This is a genomic window from Almyronema sp., from assembly GCF_052168255.1.
GTDB lineage: Bacteria > Cyanobacteriota > Cyanobacteriia > Phormidesmidales > Phormidesmidaceae > Sphaerothrix > Sphaerothrix epifaneia.
Genome location: NZ_JBQLZL010000109.1, coordinates 1 through 1,839, shown reverse-complemented (window position 1 = coordinate 1,839; position 1,839 = coordinate 1). Strand labels below are relative to the sequence as shown.

Genomic DNA, 1,839 nt, shown 5'->3' with positions numbered 1-1,839 from the left:
GGCAAAGGCAACTCCTTTACCCCTGGAACAGGTACAAGAAATTCAGGACGAGGTGCAGCTAGCTCAGGTAGTGCGGCAAACTTCTAAAACTGCTTCGGAGCGAACTAATCCTCAGGTGATTAGAGTGGGTGAGTATTTCCCAATTACGTCACGTCAGCTCAAACAGGGCTGGCGTTATCTGCGCCGCTCGATTCGGGAGGGGCCACGTACGGAGTTAGATGTTAATGCAACGGTGCAGCAAATTGGGCAACAGGGGATGTTGCTTGATCCGGTGTTTGTCCCTGCGCATAAAAACCGTACAGAACTGATGTTGCTAGTGGATCAAGATGGCTCGATGGTGCCATTTCATGGGCTATCGCAGCGGATTGCCGAAACAGCGGTGCGGGCGGGACGACTGGGTAAGGCAGGCATCTACTACTTTCACAACTGCCCAGATCGCTATCTGTATCACGACTCTGTTTTCCAAGCAGCAGAAGCGGTTGATGATTTCATAAGAGCGCTATCGCCTCGAACGGTGGTGCTGATCTTCAGCGATGGGGGTGCGGCGCGGGGAGGATTCAATCGCAGGCGGGTAGAGCTAACAATTAATTTTCTAGGGCTGCTTGATCAGCAGGTGAGCCGCATAGCTTGGCTTAATCCTTTGCCCCACAACCGTTGGCAGGGAACGACGGCGGAGACAATTGCTCAGGTTGTACCAATGTTTGAGGTGAGTCGCCAGGATTTTCAAAATGCGATCGATGTGTTACGAGGTCGGTGGCGATCTGAGATTCACGACGTAAAATCGGTACTATGAATCCCCCAGTTTTATCCGAAAAGCGAACTCAGCTTGATGCGACTCAGCAGCGCATTGAAAATTTTCGGCAACGCTTTGGCGAGACTCACTTTGAGTTTGCTTGTCACGCTGCGTTTCCACTAGCGCTGACGCCAGAGCTACTCTACGCAATTTGGGCAAATTTTCAGCTCGATGTTCAGGGAAAGAGTTTGGAAATTCCTTGGATTGCGGTTTCAGATTTCTTGCTTTCTGGCTTGTGTGATGAGGTGGGTCAGGAGCTGTATGAAATGAGCGGTGATACGCGTAAGGCTTTGCTGGATTTGTTAGAGCAAAATGGAAGCTTTGGACGCTCTAGAGTTCAGCAGCTAGCTCAGTTTCTAGAAATACACGTTAAACCAAAGCTGCAAAGTGATGATCCTGATATGCGGGATTGGGCTGAAGCGCAGCGATGGACAGCCTTGGCTTACTATAAGCCAGAGGTGGCAGCTCGTGAGCTGATTACAGCGTTATCTAACGCTTATAAAAGCGACCAAGCTAACCTCATTCGCTTAACCACGCTTGTTACATCACTTGATAGTCAATTTACTGCATTCCAGGAACTGCTTTTACTTGCTCAAGGTATGGCTGCCTATACACATGGCGATTTGGAGAAAGCTGAGGTTAAATTTCAGGCTATTAAGCGGTCAGGAAGTCAGAGAAGTGTTCCCGTAACGTATCTTCCAAAATTGCAAATTGTCGTAAGAAAAAAGGCTTTTCGTAATCAGATATTTCTCAAAGGTATTCAGAAAACTTGGCCGATTTTGCTCACTCTTAGTGTTACCTTAGTTTTTGCAGAATTTGGATTTAGAGATTTAAAGCAAAGTTTGGAAGGCTCCGTTTTTTCGACAGAGGGAACCTTGGTCTTTTTTCAGACTGATAGCTATGCAGTTCGAGTTTTAGATCATGGTACTGAGGGGCTAATTATGAATGTGTTTAATCAGCGTACAGGCATTCAAGAGCAAAATGGCGTACTTGCCACGGCTTTGCCCCGTCGGGATGGTGAACCCCTGAGCTACCTCAGTAGCAGC

General features: G+C 47.9%; 2 pseudogenes. Both read left to right on the top strand.

The features are described 5' to 3' along the window. Positions 1 to 793 (top strand): annotated as a pseudogene (locus ACTS3T_RS22375) (hypothetical protein); the annotation flags it as partial. 188 nt (positions 794 to 981) lie between these two features. Then, positions 982 to 1,839: pseudogene (locus ACTS3T_RS22370) on the top strand (hypothetical protein); the annotation flags it as partial.